Here is a 4565-nt window from a genome sequence, read left to right on the forward strand (position 1 = left end):
TCATCGCCGCGCGGCCTGTTCCCGCAGGTTGTCGGCGATCAGCGCGACACCAATGACGAGACTTCCGACGGCGAGCGCCGGGAACAGCACCGTCCACCAGCCCTGCTGGAGGAAGACCCGGTTGTCGGCCACGGAGGCCCCCCACTCCGGGGATCCCGGTGGCTGGCCGAGTCCGAGAAAGGACAGGGTCGAGGCGGCGAAGACCGCGTCGCCCAGCCTCGACGTCGCCTCGACCAGCACGGTTCCGGTCACGTTGGGCAGCACCTCCCGCCACAGCAGCGACCAGAACGGCTCGCCACGCAGCCGGGCGGCCTCGACATAGGGCTTCTCCCGCTCGACCAGCACGGCCGCCCGCACGCTGCGGGTCACGATCGGGACGAAGAACGTTCCGATGACCAGGACGAGGGTGGTCGTCGAGCGGCCCACAAGTGCCACCACCACCACGGCCGCGACCAGATTCGGGAAGACAGCGAGCACATCGACGACCCGCATCACGATCTCGTCGAACAGGCCGCGCCGCGCGCCGCACACAAGCCCGAGCAGGCTTCCGACCGCCACCCCGAGCGCGGTCGCCAGCGGAGCGACCTCGAGCACCGGGCGGGCTCCTGCCATCACCCGCGACAGCACGTCCCGGCCGAACTGGTCGGTGCCGAACAGGTGCCCGCCGCCCGGCCCCAGCATCCGCTGGGACGGATGCTGGGCCATCGGATCCGCCGGCGCCAGCTGCGGCCAGAACACCGCGACGACGACCCAGCCGACCAGCAGGAACGCGCCGACCACGAAGCCAGCCCGGAAGCCAGCCCGGGAGCCGACCGTGACGCTCGCCGCGGAATCCACCGCGGTGTCGTTCACCGCGCCCTCCCCACCCGTACGCGCGGATCGAGCAGCGCGTACACCAGGTCTGCGACGACGTAGATGCCCATCCCCACCGCGCCGAGCACGATCGCGCCGGCCTGCAGGGTCGGCACGTCCTTGCTGGTCGCCGACGACAGCAGCAGGTCGCCGATGCCCTGGTAGCCGAACAGCAGCTCGACGGTCACCAGTCCCGCGAGCAGGAACTGCAACTGCACGGCGAGCGCGCTCGTCGCCGGCACCAGCGAGTTGCGCAGCACGTGCCCGCGCACGAGCTGCGCCTCGGACATGCCACGCACCCGCATTGCCCGGATGAACGGGCTGGCGAGGACCGCGACCGTGCTCGCCCGCACGTGCCTGGCGACATAGCCGGTGCACAGCAGGACCAGGCAGACCGCGGGCAGCAGCAGATGCCGGATCAAGGTCAGCGGACCGGCCCCCGGCGGTGCCTGCGCCGACGAGGGCAGCCAGTGCAGCTTCACGCTGAAGAGCACCAGCAACACGACGCCGGTGACGAACTCGGGAACGGCACCGAGGCTCAGGCCTGTGACGCTGAGGATCCGGTCGGTCAGCCGCCCCTCGCGCAATCCCGCCGCAAGGCCGAGCGCCAGCGCGACAGGGACCAGCAGGACGAAGGCGAGCAGGGCAAGCGTCGCGCTGTCGAGCAGACGCTCGATCACCAGCGGGCGGACGTCGACTCCGAGCGTGTAGGAGCGCCCCCAGTCACCGGTGGCGAACCCACCCAGCCAGTGCAGGTAGCGGGGCACCAGCGGCTCGTCGAGACGCAACTGGTGGCGCAGCGCGTCCACCGACGCCTGGCTGGCCTCCCGGCCCAGCACGACGCGCGCCACGTCGCCGGGGATCAGTTCGGTGGCGATGAACACCAGGAAGCTGACCGCCAGCATGGTGACGGGGATCGTCGCCAGCCGCCGGGCCAGGAAACGCACCATGCCGGATCAGGCCCGGCTCACGGTTGTCAGGTCGAGGAAGGCCGACGGGTGGGCGCGTAGCCCTCTGACCCGGTCGGACCGGTAGGCCCGGACGGCCCCGGACCACACGGTGATGATGACCGGCACGTCCTCGTGAAGGGCCCGCGCGATGATCTCGGCCTGCTTCTTCCGCTCGGCGGGGTCGGTCGCGGCGTCGTAGGCGTCGGCCGCGGCGTCCAGGGCGGGGTTGGCGTACTTCGAACCGTTCCAGACCGCGTGGCTCTTCACCATCGGGATGATGAACTGGCTTGGCGTCGGGCGGCCCACCCAGCCGACGAGGTTCGCGGTGGTGAACAGCCAGGGGGTGTCGGTCTCCTGGTTGCCGCCGTAGAACGCGTCGGAGGTCTGCTGGTCGAGATCGACCGTGATCCCCACCTGCTTGAGCTGGTCCTGGATGACCAGCGCGTAGGCCTTGTTCGGGGCACCGAAACTGAGAGTGAACCGCAGGTTCTCGACCCCCGCGGCGGACAGCAGCGACCGGGCCTTCGCCGCGTCCTTCGCGCGTTGCGCGAGGTCCTTCGGGGCGGCCGCGAACGCGGGCGCGAGAAGGTGGTCGTTGCCGAGGACGCCGACCCCGTTGTAGACGGAGGCGAGGACACCCGGCCGGTCCAACGCGTAGGCGATGGCCTGCCGGACCTCCTTCTTCGTGAACGGTGGCTTGTCGACGCGCAGGGTGAGCACGGTCAGGCTGGTACCGCTGACCTTGTCGACGGCGATGGAGTTGCTTCCGGCGATCGGGACGACGAGGTCGGCCTCGGACAGGATCTGCGCGTCGATGGCGCCGCTCTGCAATGCCAGCAGGTCGGCCTGGGCGTCCTTGTGGAAGGTCACCTTGACGCCGTCGAGGTAGGGCTTGCCGGCGTCCCGGTACTTCGGGTTGCGGCGCAGCGAGGCTCCCCTGCCGACGTCGTAGGAGTCGAGCAGGAACGGCCCGGTGCCGATCGCCTTCGTGGCGAACGTGCCGACCTTGTAGTCGCTCTTGAGCACGACCGCGTTGTAGTTGCCCGCGGACACCAGGTAGGGGAAGTCGGAGAACGGCCGTTCGAGGTGGAAAACCACCGTATCCGCCCCCGACACCGCCACGCCGCTGGCCTTGAGGACCGACGCGAAGGCGGACAGGGCGGCGGACTTGTTCGCCGGGTCCAGCAGCCGGTCGAACGACGCCTTCACGGTCGGCGCGTCCAGCGGGGTGCCGTCGGAGAAGAGCACGCCCTTGCGCAACGTGAACGACCAGGTGCGTCCCGCGTCGGACGACGTCCACCCGGTCGCGAGCTGAGGGCGGAGTTGGAAGTCCGGATCGAGCCAGATCAGGTACTCGGCGACGAGCTGGACCAGCGCGATCGCGGTGCCGTCGTACATGGTCACCGGGTCCAGCGCGGTGGGCGGCGTCGGAGCCCCCAGGGTGATCAGGCCGCCGCGCCGGCCTCCCGCGGCGCCCGACGCGCCGGCCGCGCCCGTGTCCGCGCTGGATCCGGAGCTGCCGCAGGCCGCGAGGAACGCGGCGATGCCGCCCGCACCGACACCGCCCAGCAGGCCACGGCGGGTGAGCAGGGCGCGCACGGGATGCTCGGCGGCGGAGGACGTCCGATTCCCGTCGATGTCGATCGGGGAAGTCGGAAATGACGACATGGATATGGATCCTTTGCGTGATGAACGAGGAGGACGAACGAGGAGGAGGAAGAGGAAGAGGAGGACGGGCGTCGCACCGCGATGGTCGCGACGTGGAAGTGTGAAGTGTGGGTCAGCGCCCGATCACCCAAACGACACGTGCCCGTCCAGAAAATCGGCGATCGGAGCCGACACCCGACCCCGGCAATTATCCGGGAGAAGGACCGTCAAAATCTGGAGGAAATTTTCGGGAACAATGTTGACCGCTAAATCCACGCGACGTGCGGCCAGCTCGTTCTCCCCGTCAGCGACAACACAGGGAGCTTGCGACGCGGCGGAGGTCGAGATACCTCCGGGCAACAAATGCCCACTTCAACATCACACTCTGACCATAGCCGAGGGTCGGGCACAGCGCAATGACACGCACCCATACAACCTTGAGTACATGAGCGATATACGTTCCGTATGCCATCTGGAATGGAGCTACTGGACGACAGCTGCCCACGTTGCTCACGATCTGCTGGCTTACTCCGGACAGCTAGCGGCCCGGCCCACCCACGCCTGCCTGCCCTTCGATCTGACCGTTCCCCCGGACACGCCACCGCGCGAGGTGCTCCAGGTCATCACCGCGTGCGGTGGACTGCTCAGCAGCGCGCTGGCCACCGCCGACCCCGCAACGCAGGCCTGGCATTGGGGGCCATGCGATCCCGAAGGCTTCGCGGCGATGGGCGTCACCGAAATCCTCCTCCATACCTGGGACATCGCCGCGGGGCTGACGGTCCCCTGGCGGTTTCCAGCACCCCTGGGCATACGGGTGCTTCGCCGTCTGTTCCCCGATGCACCGGACGGAGATCCGGCTCAGGTGCTGCTGTGGTGCACCGGCCGGAGTGAGCTCGACGGCCGCCCTCGACGCACTTCTTGGAGGTGGGAGGCGACCACCAGGGCACGGCCATTCCAGCAGCCCGCTCCACAGGTCTGACCCGGTTCAGCGTCCTGTGAGCGGTCCACCGGCCTGCCCGCGAGGTGGGCGGATCCGCTCCACTCGGCCAACGGTTTCCGGCGGACCGATATCACCGACCGTTCCCAGGATACCCTCGAACCCGCCCGTCCCAGGGC

The 4565-nt window shown here is 69.2% G+C and carries 4 protein-coding genes; 1 reads left to right on the top strand and 3 read right to left on the bottom strand.

The features are described from left to right. Genes AC08OV_RS19340 through AC08OV_RS19350 form a run of 3 tightly spaced genes read right to left on the bottom strand, consistent with a single transcriptional unit; the run spans nt 1 to nt 3470 of the window. Nucleotides 1-852 (bottom strand): ABC transporter permease, encoded by an 852-nt coding sequence (locus tag AC08OV_RS19340; RefSeq protein WP_476615324.1) that lies wholly within the window; start codon nt 850-852, stop codon nt 1-3. Beyond that, nucleotides 849-1802, bottom strand: coding sequence for an ABC transporter permease (locus AC08OV_RS19345; protein ID WP_476615323.1), 954 nt, complete (start codon nt 1800-1802; stop codon nt 849-851). The genes AC08OV_RS19340 and AC08OV_RS19345 overlap by 4 nt, the downstream gene beginning before the upstream one ends. Nucleotides 1803-1808: 6 nt before the next feature. Next, on the bottom strand, nt 1809-3470 hold the full coding sequence (locus tag AC08OV_RS19350) for an ABC transporter substrate-binding protein (RefSeq protein ID WP_476615322.1): 1662 nt from the start codon (nt 3468-3470) through the stop codon (nt 1809-1811). A gap of 424 nt (nt 3471-3894) precedes the next feature. On the opposite strand from AC08OV_RS19350, the gene AC08OV_RS19355 reads away from it, so the two are divergent. Beyond that, complete coding sequence (locus AC08OV_RS19355) at nt 3895-4428, top strand: hypothetical protein (protein ID WP_476615321.1); 534 nt, start codon at nt 3895-3897, stop codon at nt 4426-4428. Nucleotides 4429-4565: the final 137 nt, after the last annotated feature.

Source organism: Frankia sp. CeTa3Moorea (genome assembly GCF_978021225.1).

Excerpts from the sequence above, each read along its gene's own strand:
- AC08OV_RS19355 (WP_476615321.1), top strand. The coding sequence starts at position 3,895 with ATGAGCGATATACGTTCCGTATGCCATCTGGAATGGAGCTACTGGACG.
- AC08OV_RS19345 (WP_476615323.1), bottom strand. The coding sequence starts at position 1,802 with ATGGTGCGTTTCCTGGCCCGGCGGCTGGCGACGATCCCCGTCACCATG.
- AC08OV_RS19350 (WP_476615322.1), bottom strand. The coding sequence starts at position 3,470 with ATGTCGTCATTTCCGACTTCCCCGATCGACATCGACGGGAATCGGACG.